Here is a 17,938-nt window from a genome sequence, read left to right as displayed (position 1 = left end):
TCAAGGATGCCAACGGCAACACCCTGGGCGCCGGCGTTGCGGTGACCTGGTCGACGTCGCTGGGCAGCTTGTCTGCAGCATCGAGCACGACCAACGCCAGTGGCCAGGCCACGGTGACGCTGAAAGGGACGGTGGCCGGTTCGGCGACGGTGACGGCTTCGGCCGTGGCTGGATCTGCAACTGCAGCAGTGACCCTGACGCCGAACAGTGCGACGGCCGACGTGACCTCGCTGGTAGCGACTCCGACCAGCATTGTGGCCAACGGCACGACGACCAGTACCCTGGTGGCCACGGTCAAGGATGCCAACGGCAACACCCTGGGCGCCGGCGTTGCGGTGACCTGGTCGACGTCGCTGGGCAGCTTGTCTGCAGCATCGAGCACGACCAACGCCAGTGGCCAGGCCACGGTGACGCTGAAAGGCACAGTGGCCGGTTCGGCGACGGTGACGGCTTCGGCCGTGGCTGGATCTGCAACGGCAACGGTGACCCTGACGCCCGACAGCGCCACGGCAGCGGTAACGGCATTGGTGGCGACACCCACCAGCGTCGTAGCCAACGGCAGTTCAACCAGTACCTTGGTCGCGACAGTCAAGGATGCCAATGGCAACACTTTGGGGGCCGGTATCAATGTGACGTGGACAACTACCGGAGGCACGCTTTCCGCAGCATCGAGCGTGACCAATTCCAGTGGTCAAGCAACAATCGTATTGCGTTCTTCAACCGCCGCAGTAGGTGTAACAGTCAAAGCAGCGGCGGTTGCTGGTTTCGCAAACGCTGGGGTTACTTTTACAGCTGACCTTTCAACAGTCCGTGTCGTTGATGTCGAGGCAACGCCAACTTCTATTGTTGCAAATGGTTCTGATGTGAGTACGTTGGTTGCAACGGTACTTGATGCCAATAACAACTCTGTTGGTGCAGGCGTCGCCGTGAGCTGGACCACCAGCCTAGGTACATTGTCTGCGACTTCAACTACCACCAATGCCAGCGGTAAAGTCACTGTGACGCTGAGTGGTTCGGTCGCTGGGTCTGCGACGGTGAGGGCGTCGGCGGTAGCTGGATCGGCCACGGCGGCGGTGACATTACAGAGTGCCGCGCCTGTTATAAGCAGCTTTTCTGAGCAAGGTCGTTCTACTCAGGCAGGCTCATCGACGTTCAGTGCCAGTCGTCTTCATCTAGATAGGGAGATTGCGTATTACGAAGAAAACAATTTTAGTTGGAGTGCCACGGGGGCTACTCGTTACGAAGTAGTTGACCCATGGGACAACGTTGTTTACTCAGGCTCGGGAACCTCATTCTCACTATCAAATAAAGTCATACCTGGACAGTTCGGCTCCGATCTTTATTTGAAAACGAATGACGGTGACGTACGCTCCTACACGTTGAAGGCATTCAATGGTGATGCAATGTCAACTCGCGCCCTTCCACTAACAATTAAGTGGTACAGCTGTGGAGGGGGCTGTAGCGGGACCTAAAAATCTCATCGTGCTGTTAGTTTGTAGTTAGAAATGCCCCGCTATGCGGGGCGTTTTCTAGGTGAGACACAAAAAAACCCGCTTCGGCGGGGTTTTGTTTGGATCGCTGGGTTTAGAAGTTACGGGTGAGTTCAGGCACACCGTCCGGGCAACCCCAGGCGCAGGATGGCTGGTACGGCGCACCGTCTTGGCCAGCTGAGTACTGAGCCTGCGCAACTTCTGGAATCTCGGTGTACTTCTCTGGATTCGCAGCGCGCTCAGCAGCAGCGGCGGCATGCAGGTTGTCGAGGGTAGTGCAACCGGTGCTGAACAGAGCGCCCATTGCAACCAGGCCGAACGCTGCGATTTTGATAGATGCTTTCATGGTGACACTCCTTGGTTTGGGGTTCAGCGCCGTGTTTGTCGCTGATGGCCCCATGCTATGTACTTGAGTAAACCCTGTCAACCATTAGTTTACCGGGTTTACTCATTTTTTATTTTTTCGACCTCTTTTTTTAATTTTTCGCGTGTTTCTGCCGCTAACCAATCTGGCATCCATTCCGCTTCCATAAGCACCCAGTTGGCTGGCAACCCGTGTAGGAGAGCCCTAACGCGTTTCATATGCTTGTAAGCATTCTGCTTGGTCATACCCACCGCCGCTGCGGCTTCCGTTGGGGGTAACCCCTCAACAAGAATCAAGCGGGCCAGGTTATTTACCTCAGCAGACAGTTTTATCAGCTTTGCTTGGCTTGCTTCAAAATCCGCAAGGGTCATTCGTATCGGCTCTGTCATCGGATCAATACCAGTCTTCATTGCGACCTGGTTCGAAACGCGATCCAGGTGTACGGAATAGTAAACACTGATGCCTTACGGTTTACTAGGTTTACTTCTATCTAGAAGGTATTTGGCATTTTCGTAGATGCGCTCATAGCCAAAATGCATAAGCAAAAACCGTAACGATCATGGACGTAACAAATAATTACGTTTAGCGTGGCGGCCTTTCAGCATCACCAAAAAAAGACACACCAGGAGCTATCTATGTACAACCGTTCTTTGCCTATAGCTGTCGCGCTTGCCAGCTTTTCTTTAGGTGCAAACGCCGCCGAATCCCAGCAACATGGTTTCGTTGAAGACAGCAAATTGAGCGTTACGGCCCGTAACTTCTACATCAACACGGACAACCGAGACGGCACCGCCAATCCTTCGAAGCAAGAAGAGTGGGGCCAAGGCTTCATCTTCAACTTCATATCGGGCTACACCGAGGGAACTGTTGGTTTCGGTTTGGATGCTATCGGCTTGTATGGCGTTCGTCTTGACTCCGGCAAAGGCACTGCTTACAACGCCAATAGCGTGGGCAAGGGTGGTACTGTTTTCCCGAGTGACAGTGACGGACGCGCCGTTGGCGACTTCGGTAGCCTGGGCGTTACCGGCAAGGTGAAAATTTCCAAGACAGAATTGCGCTTGGGTACTTTGCAGCCAAAGCTTCCTGTTGTTCAAACCAATGATGGCCGCCTGCTTCCGCAGACTTTCGAGGGTGGCCAGATCACCAGTAATGACATTGAAAACCTGACATTGGTGGGTGGCAAGCTCGAGCACGCCAAGGGTCGGAACTCGACCAATATGGACTCGCTGACCATTGCGGGCTCGAATGGCAATCCAGTAACCACCCGATCCAACCAGCGCAGCAATGCGTTCTACTACGGCGGGGGTGATTACAAGATCACCAAGGACCTGACCGCTCAGTATTACTACGGCAACCTGGATGACTTCTACAAACAACACTTCTTCGGTTTGCTGCATAACTGGGCGCTACCAGTTGGCAATCTGAAAACCGATCTCCGCTACTTCTACAGCGACTCTGATGGCAAGAATGCCAGCCAAGAAGGTCGGATTGCGGGTTATCGCTCGTCGGGCTTCAACAACAACGGTGGTGAAGTTGATAACCGCACCTGGAGCGCAAAATTCACATACAGCCTGCAAGGCCATGCACTGACCGCCGGCTATCAACGTGTGAATGGAACCAGTGATTTCCCATTCTTGAACCAAGGTGATGGTTCCAGCAGCTACCTGATTACCGATGTACAGATTGGCAAGTTCCAACGTGCCGGCGAACGCACCTGGTTGGCAGGTTATGCCTACGACTTTGCAACGATTGGTGTGCCTGGTCTGACGACATCGGTCATGTATTTGAAGGGCGACAACATTGCTGCCGCTGGCTATGACCGTAGCGAATGGGAGCGTGATTTCTCCCTGGGCTACGTCGTTCCGGCCGGTACGCTGAAAGGCCTTGGCTTGACCTGGCGTAATGCCTCGCTTCGCTCCGATGCGGCCAACCAGCGCGATCAGGACGAGAATCGATTGATCGTGAGTTACACCTACAATTTCTTCTGATAATATCTTTTCCGGGCCGGCTCCTCTCAGAAATGGCCTAATTCTTGTTTAACCCGGTGATCAAAAACCGGGTTTTTTTATGCCTTCGTCTTAGTGATTCTCGCTATTGGCGCACCTCCTCGATCCGCCTACGGCGCTGGCCATCCACTGCCGTTACCGCATCAAAGCCCAAGCCTCCACCAGTACCTACCCGGTAAAGCCACGTGGTCCCCGATTGGCCATGTCTGGTACAGAGGCTGAGATTTCTACGCTAAGTCCTTCACTAGCCAAGCATTACCATCTAGGCCAGCGCTTGACGTACTACCGTAGAACTTCTAACCTCACATAAGCGTGTATTACCGTATTACTTTGGTATCTGCCTATGACCGCCGAACACAAACCCACTGTCGTCAGCTTCAAGCTCGATGAGCAAGCCAAAAGACGATTTGATGCTGCCATGCGTTTGGAAGGTACAACGGTGTCCGAGACCATGCGCAATGCGGTGTTGAGGTATTTGAAGGAGCTGGACGAGGGGGTAAAGCACCCACAGTTCCGTCTGGATCTAGGAAATGAAGGTTCGGATAACAAGGCCGAGCAGCACTGAGGCAGCCCTTTACAGAGAGTTCAATCGTGTAGAAAACCAAAAAGCAGAAACCAAAAAGCCCGGCTGGTAACCGGGCTTTTTGGAAAATCTAGAACAGGCCTTTCTCTTTCGACGGTTAGAGGCCTGCTCAACACATCAATTGGTGAGCTGATTATGGCTGGCACTACGGGTTCTTGCAACCCTGAAAATGTCAACCGATTTAGCTTGCCGTCGAACGGCGTATAAAAATGGAATTCGTATTCGCAGCGGCTGTGTGCGTCCAATATGGCAACGGCCCGTACCTCATAGTAGACAAAGGCTTTTCTCCGAACGGTTATTGCAACCGAGGGGGGCAGGCGTAATGGCAAAGCTAAAGGCCGTACGACTTGACCCCTCTAATCCGCACTCCGCCTTACGGCGCCCCGCGCGGCCGATGCCACCGTCTTACGCAGCCCCCCGGCATTTATCCGAGCAGCAGCTGAAAAACCCCCTGATCCGATCTGCATACGAGCGACTGAGCAACATAACGGCTCATCGAGGTCGTTACCTTCGTCGACTTGATCGCGTGAATGGCGATCGCCGCACACGCATTGAGAAGTTCGTAGCCATCGAGAAAGTGGCAGAGCAGATCCTGGTTCGATTGGACCTGGCCACGGGGGTGCTGGGCTTCCTGGATGAAGATAACGGTCACTATGTATTGAATACGCAGCGGCGAATCGCTGAGGACTCGCCCATTTCAGCTCCGGTCCTGTGCCGGTTATTTCAGACCCTTGATGCTGCCGGCTATGTATACCGCCGTATCGAGCGTGTTCGCCTGGATGAAAAGGACGACAACGGCTTGCACCTGGTACGCACCCGCGTGTTAGTTCGCCTCACAAAACTGTTCTGGAAAGACCTCGGCCTGTTGCACGTCTTTGAGCGTGTGCAGAACTCAGCGCGCAAGCGTCGCCAGGTCCAGTTGGCCACGATTGCACAGCGGCGGTTGGATGACATAGCGCGTTACTCCCAAGAGCTGCACAGACGTGAAGTATCTCGGGCACGCTGGCAGGCCAAGGAGAATCAGGGCAATCCGTCAATGCGTGAGCCATCGCAGCCACCTGGTAGCTCACCAGGCAGAAGTCAATCGACAACCAGCGTTCAGGATAGGTTAAGTCAGCTGCTGGACAACGTGGCAAAGGCGGGAAAGCGCTCTTAACTATCCTTCCTAGTACCCCCTTCCCCTTTGGTTATCCGCTCACGCGGAGGCCCTGTCACGCCCGCATTTTGTGTCTTCCGAGCGTGTATGTATGGCCGGCGCCGACTGTTGCTAAAATGCCCCTTGTCCAAGCTGAATTAGGCCTGGTTTTAGTACCTTGGCCTGGCCAGGCTCTGAGCTTTAGAAATAAATGGAATTTTATACCCTCTTCAGTTATCCCCTCCGGGAAAAACAGGGCTTTACGAGGTGTAAACACCTCTTAGATAACGCCCGTGCAAAGTCGTGCCTACGGCACGGCACGGTGTAGAGCAAACCCTACTACCGCGTCAACGCCAGCCTAAGCGGCCCAGGCCGATAAAGCCGGCCTGCCCTGGCCTTCGGCCACCCTGCGGGCGCTAAGGCCCGGATTAATCGCCCCCAGGGGGCTACGCCCCCTGCCGGCTCGACCGGGCGCGTGTGCGCGCTGGCTGGCTTGGGAAATGTGAACAAGGAAGACCGCTAGGTGCCTTCGGTGAAGGCATGCATTTTGAAATCGCGCTCAAGGCCGAATCGGCGTGGCCAGCGAGTGGCCTTTTTGCACGCTGCAGCATGAAATGTGCAGGAGGATAGGCGTGCCGGTGGCACAAATTTCACGCTGCAACGCCTGGTTGTGTAGCGAGTTCGCCGAAGGCGATCAGTAACGCACCTTGTAAGTCGGGGAATCCTCCGGCCGCTGGCCGCGCCGATCGTACAGCCGGGTTGTGCTGATATTCGCGTGGCCCAGCCACTCCTGGACCTTGGCGATATCGGCGTCATGTTCCAGCGCATTGGTCGCGGCCGTGGCCCGGAGTCCGTGCACACCCAGGCCGTCGACGTGGATGCCCGCCGCCCTGGCCCATTGGGCCACCACCTTGTAGATCCCGTTACCCGTAACGGCCCCGCCAGTCGTGCGACCGCGCATTGAGCGAAACAGCGGCCCATGGCCTGGTTCACGCTCGCAGTCTCGTTCCAGGTAGGCATGGATGCGTTCGGCGGCGACCGGGTGTAGTGGCAAATAGCGGGTTTTGCCGCCCTTCCCTCTCACCTGCAGATGCTTGATGCCGCGCCGGTCCTGCAGGTCGCCGGTCATCAACTGCGCGGCTTCCTCACGGCGTAGGCCGTGGTACAGCAGCACTGCCAGAATCGCGCGGTCGCGGATCCCCTTCAACGTCCAGCCGTCCGGCGCCGTCAGCAGCAATTTAGCCTGGTCGTCACCGAGGGCCGGTGTCTTGCCTTCGTTGGATTCTACCCGGGGCCGTTTGACGCCGTGCACGGGGTTGCCGCCGGCGACGGCGTTGTTCTCCAGAAGGTGGTCGAACAGGCTGGCCAGCGCGGCGAGTTTGCGCCGGATCGTGGCCCCGGCCAGGCCCCGGGTTTCCAACTGGGCGCGCCAGGCCAGCACGTGCGCGCGGGTAACGGCGCGAAATTCCTCGGCGCCGGTGAGGCCGACAAAGCTGCAGAAGTCTTCCAGGTCGTTTTGATAGGCGCGTCGGGTGCGTGGGTTGTCGATATTGGCGAACCATTCGACGGCGGCCGGCACGCTGGCCAACTGCTGGAACTCCTGGGCGCTCAAGCGGCGTTCGCCGGCCGGCATCAGCGTGGCGGTGGACGGGGGGGGATTCAGGTCTTTCATCTAATGCCCGGCCCAGCAGGTCGACCTGCAGCGTGTTCAGCGGCCACCCATTCCCAGTATTCACGGATCAGGCGTTTGTCCTCAGCCTCGGGCACCAGGTGCTGCCAACGCAGTTGTTCCAGCTCCAGATCCTCGACGCCGCGCAGCTCGGCCGCGAGTACGGCACCGGCCGCTGCAAAGCGTCGGCGTGCCCGGTCCCAGAACCCATCCGATGCCGTGTACTGATACAGCGGCACGATCGGCACCTGGTGCGCGAGCCACAGCTGCCACAGCACGCCCAGGCCGATGCCCTGCCCCTGCAGCGCGGGTTCGATTTCGATCATGTTGATGTACAGCCGATCGCCCAGCGGGTTAATGCCGTAATCGATCTGGCCAACGCGCTGGCCAGCGACCTCTATGTCGTCCAGGTAGTCGGTACCGGGAAACACAAAGTTGCCCCGGGGCGATTCTTGCCGGCGATTGACCAGGTGCACGCGTGCCGACGCGTCATTCAGGGTTTTTGCCGCACGTCTATGGAAAAAGTCGCGCAGCGGCTCAAAAAACGACATACGGCGCTCCCTGCTAAAAGTGGTGATAACGTATTTTATCACTACTTATGTGGCAGGCGATCAAAACGATCTGTTTTGTCGTTAAGTGACCATAAAGCGTACTTTGTTCGCGATACGAGCAAGGCGGGTTGATAAGTATTGGTGGCGTTTTTGAGGCCGGCGTCAGCCAGATCGATCAACGCGGGCCGATCAGGTGAAGGTGTGTTGCGAGGGATTGCCCCGACCGGAAGTGGCCGAGGCAATTATCGGGTGCTTGAGGCGCTGCGTGGTTCAAATAGGTGCCACATGCGCGCGAGTGGTCAGGTCTATTCCCAAAGCTTGGGTTACAGCCAGCAGGGTCTTCAGTGTGGGGTTGCCGTCCGTGCTGAATGAGCGATACAGCTGCTTACGGTCCAATCCCGTTTCTTTAGCCAGTTCACTCATGCCTTTGGCCTTGGCGACCACGCCCAGGGCTTGGGCAATGTAATCAGCGTTGCCAGTCTCAAAGGCGTCAGCCATGAAGATGGCAATGGCCTCGGGGCCGTCCAGTGCTTCTGCTGGGTCATAGTCGTAAATTACTTCTTTCATTCTTGCCTCCACTGGATCGCGAGTTTTTTTGCCGCTTCGATATCGCGGCTTTGTGTGGACTTATCACCGCCGCACAACAACAAAACAAACTCCTCACCGCGCTGTGCGAAATAGACCCGGTAGCCTGGGCCGTAATGGATACGCAACTCACTGACACCCTGCCCTACTGGTGACACATCACCCGGTAGTCCGTTCGCCAGGCGGAAGATCCGTGCGGCAATAGCAGCTTTGGCACGTTGGTCCTTGAGTTTGCGTTCCCACGTCATGTAGGTCGCTGTTTGTTTTATCGTCTTCATGAGCGCAATTGTCGTCTATAGACGACAACCTGTCAACACCTGGATATCTTTAAGATACCTTGGGGTTGCCTATGAGATATCCTTGGGTTACCTTTGGATATCGAATAGATATCGAATAGATATCGATGAGATACCTATTTGATATCCCTATCGTATCGTATTGGTATCTTTTGGATATCCTTTTGATATGTTTAGGTATCTTAGGGATATCTTTTAGATATCTTTCTGTGTATGATGGGCGCCTACCGTGATGGATTGCTATAGATATCCATCGCTATCTGATGAAATCCGGAGCTACCAGAATGCCTACAATCCCGTTTGTCAGTCCGAAAGGTGGTGTTGGAAAGACCACGTCCGCTCTAGCGGCAGCGACGCAGTTAGCCTCCAAAGGTGTTGGAGTAACGATCATTGATGCTGATCCCAACTATCCGATCGAAAAATGGGCTGAAGGTGGTCATTGTCCTCAGAACCTGCACGTAATTTCAGGCGTAACCGAAAACAACATTGCCAGCAAAATCCGCGAAGCAGCAATGATTGACCCCTTTGTGATCGTTGACCTGGAGGGTACTGCAGCGAAGATCGTCGTCCTTGCGCTACAAGAGGCGGATTTTGTGGTTGTTCCAATGCAGGGTTCCTTGCTCGATGCTGAGCAAGCGGGTAGGGCGGTGTCGCTGATTCATGACCAGGAATTGGCAATGAGAAGGCATGTTCCGAACTATAAGCTGCCGTACTCCATCCTTCTGACTCGTACACCTCCCGCGTACCAGACAAGAACCATGGCGAACCTTCGAAAAAGTCTTACCGAAAAACAGATACCAGTTTTTGAGACGGTAATGACTGAACGCGAGGCATTCAAAGCCATGTTCTCATTTCAGCAGCCCCTGGAGAGTCTGGATCCTTCTGAAGTTCCGGGCATCGAAAAAGCTGTTGCTAACGCGTCCGCGTTCGCTGCTGAGCTGATCTCTAAACTTCATCCGTCGCAGGAGGGTGAATAATGACGGAAAAAAGAGTTGACCCTTTCTCCAACCTCGGTGCGTTCAAGCCAAAAGGTGAGAGTCAGCGTCCAGCTGAGCCATCAGTTATCGAAAAGATATCTAAAGATAACAATTTTCCATCGCGTGTTGCGCAAGAGGCGCAACCGGCTAAGCGTGCGCGATTCAGCGCCCGGGAGCCAAGGACTCAGTTCAACATCAAAGTTACCGTCGAGTGTAAAGACCGTTTCTATCAGATGGCCGAGAGACGTGGAATCAAGGTTCTTGGTGATCTGCTGGAGCAGGCCTTGGATGCACTGGAAGCTGCAGAGCATTTGGAAGCCTCCAAACGCCAGTAGGGGGCTTTGAAAAAGTAAGCCTGACGATCGCATTACCAAACCATACAAAATGGTTCTGGCGCGATTTTGGAAGGCCGAATTTTTGCAATTTCGGCTTAACCCTGGGCCCTGACGAGCCTTAACCACTGAAAGGAAGCCTTAGAAATGATGATGACCCGCGAATATAATCCCCTGGCCCAACTGTCCGGCGCACTGCCGGTCAAGGTCACGGTAGCTATCAATTTCGTCCAGTTCGACGTGCGCAATCCCGACATCAGCCTGCGTGCGCCGTTTGACCGGATACGTATCGAGTCCGCCACCTTTGCCGGGGCTCCGGTGTGCAAGGTGATCGCCGAGGCGAGCGAGAATCAATGGTGGCAGTTGACGCTGAACATCGAGGACGGTGCCGAACTAGGGGGACTGATTGCCCAGGCCATCACGGCGGCGCGTAGCCTGTAGAAAGGAACCCCCACGCTATGACCAGTAAAGAAACCCCCCGCAGCCGTGATCGGGATAATGCCGCGACCATCGAGCGCGCACGTCAGCGCATTGAGGCGGTCGCGAAGGCCGGTAGCCTGGATGACATGGAGCAGGATTTAGCTGTGGCCCAGGGCTGGCTCGGCGCGCTGCACGTCGAAGCCCTGTTGAGCAAAGAGCAATACGAAGTGCTGGACGCCGAGCTGGACAAGGCCAAAGACGCCTGGCTCGATGCGCAAGGGTAGGACGCGTTACCAATAACGCCGACTATGTGAAAAGGCCCCCCACCGAAGCCAGGTGCGGGGCCTTTTCTATTCACTGAAAAGATCCCAATCTTGTGTATGTGTAGGCTGAATTAGCCTAAATATTTCTTTCCAATTAGGCGAATTTAGCCTATCATTGTTTCTGTTGGTGGCATGCAGAGAGCCACTCGACTCTTGAGGGGGCTAGTCATGCCGCTGACGGAGAACGAGATGAGACTTTCAGATGTGGCGACCATTAGGACGAATCTTCCAGAAGCACATTTCTGGTTGGTTCGGAGGGGGGCAGAGGATCGATGCGGAGAGCCTGTTCGGGAGTTTAATCCAGAACACATCGGCATTCGGATTGAGCGTTTTGACCTCCTGTTACCGGATTACCTTTTCTATGTCCTGGTTCACTTTCACCAGGTCGGATACTGGAAAACGTTAGTCACGGGAACCCTAAGTTTGGTCAACATCCGTGTTTCAGACGTTCGACGTATCGAGCTGTTACCACGGTAGGGCAGGGGGCGAAAGCCCCCGGTTCTGAGCATCACAAGGAACCGCATCATGATTATCGAGTTGCCAGGCATAGCAGAACAACAGGCATTGGTTTTTCAGGAGGGAACGAAAGCTGCGATTAAACAGCTCAAGGCCAACCTCAATGCACCACGGCTGATGCCGCAAAGTGAAATCGATGAGAGCAAGTATCCGCGTACTCACTTGCTACGGGAACACGAAGGATGGGAGCCCCCCAACCCTGACGTAGTAAGCGCTTACTTTCGTCATTTTCAGTCGAACTTTGATGAGTACAACACCGATGCAAAGCTTGCTGCTCTGCTGGGGTTGTCGAGTGATCGACGGATAAGAACTTTCAAGGAGGGGAGTACTTCGGTGCCTTATGGCGTGTGGCGCCGATTTCTGGTGATTACAGGACGAGTGCCGCAAGACATCATTCCTGTACTTGCTTTCATGGCATAAAAAAGTGCCGGGGCATGGCTGCAACCATCCCCAGCGTGGAACACAACAAACCGGTAAGGTGATTTATGTTCGGATCAAAATATATCACGAATGACAGCACTCTTTGGGCCTTGTTATGGATCATGGAAATCCCCTTAGTGGAGCTGATGGATCAGAAATACCGTCAATTTTTGCTTGAGTTCGCAGGAAAATTCGCGGCGCCGTGTATCGCAGAGGCGCTTATGAACATCCTGGATCCAGCCAGAAAAGGTGCTATTGCAAGCTCTAAGGTCACCGCTGGAGCAGACCAATGACAACAGCACAGCTTGCAGCTCAAATGCAGAAAGTGGCCGACCAACTTCCTGCTTGGCGTCTTCTTGAAGCTATCCGTCACATTGGTGGTGCTGTCCTGCCGCCTGCCGAGAACATGACCCGCGCTGCGCTACTTACGGCTTACCAGAACCGTAATGGCGACCATGCTCTGGACGCGCTCATGGACGAAATTGGGCTTTGACGGATACCGCCCCGGCCGTCAGCCGGGGTGCTTAGAAGGAAGCGACGCAATGGCTAGGAAAAAAACCGCCAAGGTTGTACCCCTTGAGGAACAGCCGCTGTTCATCAAAACCCTTGAGTTCCTGCCCGCCGGTCGTGATCAGTTGGAGCAGTTGGCCGGGCAAATGCTGGAACTGTTCGATGATGCGATGCGTGCAGGTAACGTTCGGGAAATCGAGACTTCGACGCTGCGCTATGAGGCCGTGCTCTACCGCCTTAACAACAATACGTTTTTTGGCAGTGGTGTAAAAGACGGCCCAGGCGATCGGCTTAAGCAGCGCTTTGCGGCGCCTGCCGGCAAGGTGCCGGGCTGGGGACAAGTGGGGGAGTATTTGCTTGAGGTGGACGGCATGCAGCTACGGGTCAAGGTCGATCCATGGCGAAGCTTCAACGGTCTGCACAGCCTGAGTTTTTACGCGGTCGATGCTTCGGCGCCGTTCATCAGTGAGAGCGGTTATCTGAGTCATTTTCTGCACGCGGATAAGTTTGTGGGCCAGGAGTTCGGCCGGGCTGTGCGTAGCGCCGTGGAGCAACTGCTGCGCGGCGACCACAAGCCGAAAGCTATTCGTGAGAAGGATCGCGCCAAGGTGGAGCTTCCAGCGTGGCTTGCGCCAGCCTTGCAAGGCGTTACTCGTAACGGTCAACTCGCTATGCCGCTGTCTGGGGCGGTGCCGGCCATAGCTGCTGTCGAGAAGGCGGCGCCGCTGAGCAATGCGGAGCGGCAGCGTCGCCACCGGAAGCGGCTCAAGGAGCTTAAGGAAACCAAAGGGCTCCAGGCCATTCAGCTGACCCATACCGACCGTTGTGTGTTGAGCCTGGGGCTGCTGGCACACGAGGATCTTGACCACCGGCAGAAGGATTGGGCGGCCAGCAAGAAGCCAGGATTTGACGCCTTGTTGCGCAAGTTGTGGCCCGAAGGCGACAACGGCCGCTATCTGGCCGAACCGAATCGCAGCACATATCGCCCGGCAGCGTTTCTGCGCGATGAGATCGAGCGCCAGAAAGCCATAGTCAGTCGCTTGCAGGAGTACAACAAAGAGTTACGCGAGGCCCAGGTCGCGGCCTCTACGACTCCGACGGAGGTCGTAGTGGATACCACCGACCCGAGTAACTGGACGCGCACGGTGCAACTGAGCCGCGATGAAGACGCGATGATGTTTTGGGCCTTCAGCGTGTTTTTTACCGCTCGCGCAGATCTGGAACATCTTTCTAAACCGTATGTGCTGAGCAGGCTGGAGCGCATTTTCCATGACTGCCCACTGTGGAACGAACAGACCAAGGCCACGCTCGATCAGGATCTTGGGATTATCAACGGCAACAAAAACCGCGATAAACAAGCCAGGCGCGGCTGGGACAGCTATGAAAAGGAGCGCAAACGCACCGACGAGCAGGCCAAGGAGCTGGTCCACCTGCGCGCGGAGAATCAGCGGCTGCACGAAGCCTTTCAAGCAATCTCTCAGGAGGTCAGCGGCGATGCGGTGGTGGCCCCGGTCTCGAGTAAGGTCGAGGCGCAGTTGCGCGAGAGAATCGCCGGTCTTGAGCAGAACAACGCCATTGAAATTGCCGACCGGGCTCGGGCCTTTGAAGCGGTCGCGGTGTTGCAGGCGCGACTAAAGAAAGCCGGCCTGCCGTCCGACTACCGCCGGCAGCCTGGTGAATAGCCCGTAAAGGCTATCCAGGACGAAAACGGAATAGTCGTTAATCTGTTAAAATTTTACGGTATACCGTAATAGTGCTATGCAAATTATACGCTATACCGTAAAATAACCTCATTGAAGCGAATCACTGAGGAAGCGGAAAATGCCTAGCTATCAAGTAACTTGGACCGTTGATGTGGAGTGTGAAGGGGACCACATGGCTGCTGCGCAGCTGGTAGCAGACCGCTACTTCGCGACCCACATCGCAGCCGGCGAGCAGGACAGCGCTTGTTCGTTCGTGGTGGTCGATGATGCTGACCTGGTGAAGGTCGATATCGACCTGGCCGACAGCCTGTCGGACCTTGAAGGCGACGACACACTTTGACCCTGCCGCCCAGCTTAGGCTGGGCGCCTTCACCAAGGAATTGAGCACCAGGTACGCCCAAGCCCCGGCCTAGAAACCGGGGCTGAGCCAGTAGAAGCGTTGGGCTGGCCGGCGCATTGTGAGGCAATATCAATAATGAACATCCGCATCACCTTAGCCGCTTCGATGGCTGTGCTGTCACTCCCTTGCTTAACGCTCGTTTCGACCGCAACAAGTGCGTCCGGTCTCCCTAGTGGAGTCACTGATTTAAGCGTTGCCGCTGACCGCTACGTGCAGACAGAAGTGAGCTGCTACGGTGGTCGAGCTGCCGCTGCTATTCGCACTCGCGACAGCGGCATCGAACAAGTTTCCTTAGCGCCTATCCAGGCCCGTTCGGGCACTGACTCGAAGCTATTGCCGGTCACTTGTAGCGATGGCGAATTTCGGTTGGGCGGCAATAAGTTGACGAACATTGAAGTCGCTAATTATGCGATTGCGAACCGTGCTTACGCTGCTGATAGCAAGGATTGGGTGCTGATCCTAACTCCGATCAATCAGCCAGCAACGCATGTGCCGGGGTTCAGCTCTGAGGTGGCTTGCGTGCAGGCCGTCAACATCTGGCAAGGCCGGGATCGCGCGAAGGATGATCGGCCGGGCCATGCCGTTTGCGTTCAGCGATAGGAAATGACGATGCCCACCAAAGCCCTTGTAACGTCGCTGGCTGAACGAGCGCTGGAGGCAGAGGCAAAGGCAAGCCAGTGGCTTGCCGATGGCAACCAAGCTCAAGAGGCGGGCCGTACAGTAAAAGCTGAGCGTTGCTTTCAGAAAGCACAGTTCTGGTTGGATCGAGCGAACCTTCTTTCCGGCCAGGCCGAGCGCCAAGGCCCTGCACAATAGGAAAATTTCTGATGAAAAATCGTACTACCTTGGTCCTCGCTGCAACGGCCGTAGCTTTCGCCATTCCGGTATGGGCGGTACTGATTCCCACCGTGGATCTGACAGAGGTTTGCCCATCCTATCTGCACGGTGCGATTAGCGCTGAAGCTGAGAGCGAGCTTCGGCAAGGGGGGGTCAACCTTCCTGAAGTCTGCGCTCGACTTGATTACGGTTATGTCTATAAATCAGACAGCGGAATTAAGCCTTTGTGGATGCCAGAGAGCATCGCAACTGACGGCAACAGAACGTATGTTCGTTTCCCCAAAGATGTTCTGAAGCCTCTCAGTTCGTCCGCCTTGGTGACGCTGTTCAATTCCGAAACAGCCCGCCAGTGGGTCTACACCATTAAGGGCGACTTGATCGAGGTTGATGGTGCTCTTGAGAATTTTCCGTCCCCGGAGGGAATGACAGACCGCTTAACCGTGGGGAATAAAACGTTTCTTCGCTTTCGTCCGGGCGTGCTCCGGCAATTCGACACCCCGTCTTTGGTGAAGAATGGCACTGGTACTTGGCGCTACAGTATCCAGGGCGATTTGATGGTGGTGAATGAGGTTTTGCAGGACGCGATTTTGATCAGTCCTGACGGGCATGAGCGTGTATTTATCAAGCACCAGAACACCGCCTCGGTAAGCCCACAGCCAACGGTAAAATGATCGAGGAAATTGGAAGCGGTCAAGAAGCTCTGTGCGGGCGATCCAGCTCGTTTAGGCGACATAGTTCGGAGAATCATTTGATGGGTGTTTATGACTTGGTGCCGGGTAACGTCCCTGCCGAGCAATTTGATTTGCTGCTGGCTGGCACTGACATACGAGGGCCGAAGGTTCGCGAAGCTCTACGGCAGCACCTTGTACACGGTTTAACGCCAAAGGAAGCATGCGAGCAGACAGGGGCCAATCGAGGGCAGTTCTCTTTACGTTTCAAGGCCATCCAGGACGAAAACAGCAGAGTCATTAATTTGTTAAAATTTTACGGTATACCGTAAATAAATCTATGCTAATTATACGCTATACCGTAAAATAGCCTCATTGAAGCGAATCACTGAGGAAGCGGAAATGAACACAGCGCTGGGTCAGATCGAAGTCCACAAATCATTGAGCAGTTTTGTAGTTTACGGCCGGTTTGGTGCTGTGATGCGGGCCGACAAGAGCAAGAAAGTTATCTACAGCAACCTCAAGGAAACGGCGCCCGAGTATGTGTGCATGCTGGAAGCCCTGAAAGAAGCCCAGGCGTGACCCACGCCGTTACCAAGGAAGCAGAAACATGCGCGATATCTCGGTTTCAGGCCACATCCCAAAGTCAGTCGCAATGGAATACATCGCCGCCGCTGCAATGGGTAATGCCGATTTTGAGGCTCGTTCCATTTGCGGTTTTGACGTTGATTTTGTTGACGTTCAGAGCGTCCACAAGGAACACCACGGCGAGCGACTGGCCCGCGTAGTGTCTTGCAATCAAGAGCGCACTATTGTGGCCGTGGGATTCGTCAGCTCCGCTGACAATTGATCGGAAAGCCCGGTTCGCCGGGCGACCCCACCAGTTCAAGGAAAACGCAACAGGTACACGCCATGCCCAGCCATCGAGCTGGGCAGCGGCAGTAGAGAGGGATGCTTTTCGCTCCCCAGGATTGAGCAGGAAAATCTATGACAGAACCGCAAGAGTCATCGCCAGCGCTTACAGAGTTTGAGCATGGCTTTCTCTTTGGAATGGCAGAACTGCTTAAAGAGGGCGGTGAGTCATACCTGATTGCCAAAACCCTGTTGGCCAACGGGTTCGATGGCAAAAACTGCGCTCAGCTCAGCGACTACAAGAAGATGCTTTTGCGAAGGGTGAATGGGATTGCCGGGCTTACATTGGTTGGCTTGGAAGGCGTTCATCAGTTCAAGGATTAATCGCGGAAAACGCGGCGGATCTGCCGCCCAGGTACACCACAAGCCCAGCCGTCAAACGTTGGGCTAAACAAGTAGAAGGATGCCCCTCTAGCGTCCACAACAACGAAGGAATGACCGGATATGACCACAAAACCGGATACCACCAAAGAACAACCCAACACCTGGACTCTGGGCGGTCAAGCAAAGTCCTCGGACGCAGCTGCGGCAATGCCCAAGTTCCTCGATTCCGAAGTGTCGACATCTGTTTCACTCATTACCGGCGGCGGAGCGCGCTCGACGTTGGAGCCATTTTTGCGCCTCGACGGCAGCATTTACGCAATGCTAAGCCCCCATGAAAAAGACCTAGTTAAGTCGTTAGTCCGCACCGGGCGAAAGCTGGGTATCGCCGTGTCTGTCCTCACCAGCGAAGAAGACCGGCGAGAGTTGGCCATCGCCTCACCGGAGCAAGCAGAGCAGATCCTGTCACGCGGAAACAACGTGGTATCAGTGAAACTGTCAGCAGTCTGAGTTGTGGAAGGAACAATCGTATGAACCACAATTGCCATGGTGAATTTTTCACCACAAACGGAGTGCGCCAATACCGTTGCTTTGCGGATAGTTCGGTGGTTTCTTCCGCCGTCTGTAACGGTGACCAGTGCCCTAGCTGCGGCAGAACCATAGTTGCGGTGACGGTGGAAGCCGATCACGAGGTACTCGACCTCAAGGCGGTTTTGGAGCAGCGCTTTGTAGCGGGCCAAGGCGTTGTCACTCTGTCGGCCAGTATGACCGATGAGCAGATCCTGACTTTGATCAAAGGCGCCTGTACTTGGAGCAAGGGCAAGGCGTTCCAGGTCATCCCACCCCGAGCCAAATAAGCAGGAAAAATCCCGGTCCCAAAGCCCCTTGATTGGGGCTAGACCCGTAGGAGAAGCGAGGTT

28 protein-coding genes are annotated in these 17,938 nt (G+C 55.2%); 21 read left to right on the top strand and 7 right to left on the bottom strand.

The window, feature by feature from the left end; translation table 11 throughout:
• Nucleotides 1-41 precede the first annotated feature (41 nt).
• Complete coding sequence (locus Q7C33_RS28115) at nt 42-1,472, top strand: Ig-like domain-containing protein (protein WP_407684544.1); 1,431 nt, start codon at nt 42-44, stop codon at nt 1,470-1,472.
• Between the two features lie 112 nt (nt 1,473-1,584).
• Here Q7C33_RS28115 and Q7C33_RS28110 read toward each other — a convergent pair whose 3' ends face one another.
• Both Q7C33_RS28110 and Q7C33_RS28105 read right to left on the bottom strand, forming a co-directional pair.
• On the bottom strand, nt 1,585-1,836 hold the full coding sequence (locus Q7C33_RS28110; protein ID WP_077507192.1) for a hypothetical protein: 252 nt from the start codon (nt 1,834-1,836) through the stop codon (nt 1,585-1,587).
• Between the two features lie 98 nt (nt 1,837-1,934).
• A complete protein-coding gene (locus Q7C33_RS28105; RefSeq protein ID WP_077507191.1) occupies nt 1,935-2,264 on the bottom strand; it encodes a TrfB-related DNA-binding protein in 330 nt (109 codons plus the stop codon).
• 225 nt (nt 2,265-2,489) lie between these two features.
• Between Q7C33_RS28105 and Q7C33_RS28100 the strand changes: the two genes are divergently transcribed.
• The 3 genes from Q7C33_RS28100 to Q7C33_RS28090 all read left to right on the top strand — a co-directional run bounded on the left by Q7C33_RS28100 (nt 2,490) and on the right by Q7C33_RS28090 (nt 5,599).
• The gene (locus Q7C33_RS28100) at nt 2,490-3,842 is read left to right on the top strand and encodes an OprD family porin (RefSeq protein WP_077507190.1); all 1,353 of its coding nucleotides are present in this window, start codon (nt 2,490-2,492) and stop codon (nt 3,840-3,842) included.
• A 361-nt stretch (nt 3,843-4,203) separates the two neighbouring features.
• Nucleotides 4,204-4,425, top strand: coding sequence for a ribbon-helix-helix domain-containing protein (locus tag Q7C33_RS28095; protein WP_077507189.1), 222 nt, complete (start codon nt 4,204-4,206; stop codon nt 4,423-4,425).
• Nucleotides 4,426-4,837: 412 nt separating this feature from the next.
• Nucleotides 4,838-5,599 (top strand): hypothetical protein, encoded by a 762-nt coding sequence (locus Q7C33_RS28090; protein ID WP_310521950.1) that lies wholly within the window; start codon nt 4,838-4,840, stop codon nt 5,597-5,599.
• A 673-nt stretch (nt 5,600-6,272) separates the two neighbouring features.
• Here Q7C33_RS28090 and Q7C33_RS28085 read toward each other — a convergent pair.
• From Q7C33_RS28085 to Q7C33_RS28070, 4 genes are all read right to left on the bottom strand, one after another.
• Nucleotides 6,273-7,250, bottom strand: coding sequence for a tyrosine-type recombinase/integrase (locus Q7C33_RS28085; protein ID WP_407684541.1), 978 nt, complete (start codon nt 7,248-7,250; stop codon nt 6,273-6,275).
• A complete protein-coding gene (locus Q7C33_RS28080; protein WP_407684540.1) occupies nt 7,247-7,798 on the bottom strand; it encodes an N-acetyltransferase in 552 nt (183 codons plus the stop codon). Before Q7C33_RS28080 ends, Q7C33_RS28085 begins: the two co-directional genes overlap by 4 nt.
• A 270-nt stretch (nt 7,799-8,068) precedes the next feature.
• Nucleotides 8,069-8,365, bottom strand: a complete 297-nt coding sequence (locus Q7C33_RS28075) for an addiction module antidote protein (RefSeq protein WP_407684539.1) — start codon at nt 8,363-8,365, stop codon at nt 8,069-8,071.
• On the bottom strand, nt 8,362-8,661 hold the full coding sequence (locus tag Q7C33_RS28070) for a type II toxin-antitoxin system RelE/ParE family toxin (protein WP_069078795.1): 300 nt from the start codon (nt 8,659-8,661) through the stop codon (nt 8,362-8,364). Before Q7C33_RS28070 ends, Q7C33_RS28075 begins: the two co-directional genes overlap by 4 nt.
• 302 nt (nt 8,662-8,963) lie before the next feature.
• Between Q7C33_RS28070 and Q7C33_RS28065 the strand changes: the two genes are divergently transcribed.
• The 5 genes from Q7C33_RS28065 to Q7C33_RS28045 all read left to right on the top strand — a co-directional run bounded on the left by Q7C33_RS28065 (nt 8,964) and on the right by Q7C33_RS28045 (nt 11,667).
• A complete protein-coding gene (locus tag Q7C33_RS28065; protein ID WP_407684538.1) occupies nt 8,964-9,656 on the top strand; it encodes a nucleotide-binding protein in 693 nt (230 codons plus the stop codon).
• Entirely contained in the window at nt 9,656-9,991 is a 336-nt protein-coding gene (locus Q7C33_RS28060) for a stability/partitioning determinant (protein WP_407684537.1), read from the top strand. Before Q7C33_RS28065 ends, Q7C33_RS28060 begins: the two co-directional genes overlap by 1 nt.
• 144 nt (nt 9,992-10,135) lie before the next feature.
• Nucleotides 10,136-10,429: a hypothetical protein gene (locus tag Q7C33_RS28055; RefSeq protein ID WP_407684536.1), complete on the top strand. Its 294-nt coding sequence runs from the start codon at nt 10,136-10,138 to the stop codon at nt 10,427-10,429.
• Between the two features lie 17 nt (nt 10,430-10,446).
• A complete protein-coding gene (locus tag Q7C33_RS28050; protein ID WP_407684535.1) occupies nt 10,447-10,692 on the top strand; it encodes a hypothetical protein in 246 nt (81 codons plus the stop codon).
• A 564-nt stretch (nt 10,693-11,256) separates the two neighbouring features.
• Nucleotides 11,257-11,667 (top strand): hypothetical protein, encoded by a 411-nt coding sequence (locus Q7C33_RS28045; protein WP_407684534.1) that lies wholly within the window; start codon nt 11,257-11,259, stop codon nt 11,665-11,667.
• A 163-nt stretch (nt 11,668-11,830) separates the two neighbouring features.
• On the opposite strand, the gene Q7C33_RS28040 is transcribed toward Q7C33_RS28045, so the two are convergent.
• The gene (locus Q7C33_RS28040; RefSeq protein ID WP_407684533.1) at nt 11,831-12,040 is read right to left on the bottom strand and encodes a DUF1360 domain-containing protein; all 210 of its coding nucleotides are present in this window, start codon (nt 12,038-12,040) and stop codon (nt 11,831-11,833) included.
• Between Q7C33_RS28040 and Q7C33_RS28035 the strand changes: the two genes are divergently transcribed.
• From Q7C33_RS28035 to Q7C33_RS27980, 12 genes are all read left to right on the top strand, one after another.
• On the top strand, nt 11,957-12,160 hold the full coding sequence (locus Q7C33_RS28035) for a hypothetical protein (protein WP_407684545.1): 204 nt from the start codon (nt 11,957-11,959) through the stop codon (nt 12,158-12,160). The two genes, Q7C33_RS28040 and Q7C33_RS28035, sit on opposite strands and share 84 nt — an antisense overlap.
• A 49-nt stretch (nt 12,161-12,209) precedes the next feature.
• Complete coding sequence (locus tag Q7C33_RS28030; RefSeq protein WP_407684532.1) at nt 12,210-13,859, top strand: KlcB family protein; 1,650 nt, start codon at nt 12,210-12,212, stop codon at nt 13,857-13,859.
• A gap of 193 nt (nt 13,860-14,052) precedes the next feature.
• Complete coding sequence (locus tag Q7C33_RS28025) at nt 14,053-14,220, top strand: hypothetical protein (RefSeq protein ID WP_407684531.1); 168 nt, start codon at nt 14,053-14,055, stop codon at nt 14,218-14,220.
• A gap of 135 nt (nt 14,221-14,355) precedes the next feature.
• On the top strand, nt 14,356-14,880 hold the full coding sequence (locus tag Q7C33_RS28020) for a hypothetical protein (RefSeq protein ID WP_407684530.1): 525 nt from the start codon (nt 14,356-14,358) through the stop codon (nt 14,878-14,880).
• 9 nt (nt 14,881-14,889) lie between these two features.
• Nucleotides 14,890-15,096 carry a hypothetical protein gene (locus tag Q7C33_RS28015; protein ID WP_407684529.1) on the top strand — a complete coding sequence of 69 codons (207 nt, stop codon included), beginning with the start codon at nt 14,890-14,892 and terminating at the stop codon, nt 15,094-15,096.
• Nucleotides 15,097-15,107: 11 nt separating this feature from the next.
• On the top strand, nt 15,108-15,788 hold the full coding sequence (locus Q7C33_RS28010) for a hypothetical protein (RefSeq protein ID WP_407684528.1): 681 nt from the start codon (nt 15,108-15,110) through the stop codon (nt 15,786-15,788).
• Nucleotides 15,785-16,117, top strand: coding sequence for a PapB/FocB family fimbrial expression transcriptional regulator (locus Q7C33_RS28005; RefSeq protein WP_407684527.1), 333 nt, complete (start codon nt 15,785-15,787; stop codon nt 16,115-16,117). Before Q7C33_RS28010 ends, Q7C33_RS28005 begins: the two co-directional genes overlap by 4 nt.
• Before the next feature lie 70 nt (nt 16,118-16,187).
• Nucleotides 16,188-16,367 (top strand): hypothetical protein, encoded by a 180-nt coding sequence (locus Q7C33_RS28000; RefSeq protein WP_407684526.1) that lies wholly within the window; start codon nt 16,188-16,190, stop codon nt 16,365-16,367.
• 28 nt (nt 16,368-16,395) lie between these two features.
• Entirely contained in the window at nt 16,396-16,635 is a 240-nt protein-coding gene (locus Q7C33_RS27995) for a hypothetical protein (protein ID WP_407684525.1), read from the top strand.
• A gap of 137 nt (nt 16,636-16,772) precedes the next feature.
• Entirely contained in the window at nt 16,773-17,021 is a 249-nt protein-coding gene (locus tag Q7C33_RS27990; RefSeq protein WP_407684524.1) for a hypothetical protein, read from the top strand.
• A gap of 120 nt (nt 17,022-17,141) precedes the next feature.
• The gene (locus tag Q7C33_RS27985; RefSeq protein ID WP_407684523.1) at nt 17,142-17,528 is read left to right on the top strand and encodes a hypothetical protein; all 387 of its coding nucleotides are present in this window, start codon (nt 17,142-17,144) and stop codon (nt 17,526-17,528) included.
• Nucleotides 17,529-17,548: 20 nt separating this feature from the next.
• Nucleotides 17,549-17,875, top strand: a complete 327-nt coding sequence (locus Q7C33_RS27980; RefSeq protein ID WP_407684522.1) for a hypothetical protein — start codon at nt 17,549-17,551, stop codon at nt 17,873-17,875.
• The last annotated feature ends 63 nt before the right edge of the window (nt 17,876-17,938 follow it).

Source organism: Pseudomonas sp. BP11-1-1 (genome assembly GCF_052112105.1).
In the GTDB taxonomy this organism is placed as follows: domain Bacteria; phylum Pseudomonadota; class Gammaproteobacteria; order Pseudomonadales; family Pseudomonadaceae; genus Aquipseudomonas; species Aquipseudomonas alvandae.
This window is presented reverse-complemented; position numbering and strand designations above follow the sequence as displayed.